The sequence below is a fragment of the Vibrio splendidus 12E03 genome, assembly GCF_000272105.2.
GTDB classification, from domain to species: Bacteria; Pseudomonadota; Gammaproteobacteria; order Enterobacterales; family Vibrionaceae; genus Vibrio; species Vibrio splendidus_I.
In genome coordinates, this window is record NZ_AJZD02000275.1 from 1 (window position 1) to 391 (window position 391).

Annotated in this window: 1 pseudogene; it reads left to right on the plus strand. The window is 37.3% G+C overall.

What is annotated here, in order from left to right:
- A pseudogene (locus tag A142_RS24990) lies at window positions 1-354 on the plus strand (trypsin); the annotation flags it as partial.
- Window positions 355-391: the final 37 nt, after the last annotated feature.

The following is a 391-nucleotide window of genomic DNA, read 5'->3' on the forward strand; positions in this document are numbered from 1 at the left end:
TCAAGTTCAGGCTCTCAATATGACGTTTCCGTATGGACGCTACCCCAAGACGCTAAAGCTCAAAATATTCACTACTTTGCTGACTTAAACGCCTCAAATATACACGTTAGTGACTCGATTGAGATCTATGGTTTTGGGGGAGACAATCCTTTATCATACGCTGTAGCATCAATCGATAAATTACCAATTAATACAACATATCAATATACAACATCCTCAGGGCTACCAATTCAAGGTGATAGTGGTGGCATGATTTTGAAAAACAATAAAGTTTTTGCCATCCATGTTGCTTCTAGTCATGGTAATTTAAGGTTTGGCACAGACCTTACACCAAACAAAAGATTTTATTCTTGAAAAAATTAATGGTTGGCATTACCCAACGGTTCTGAAA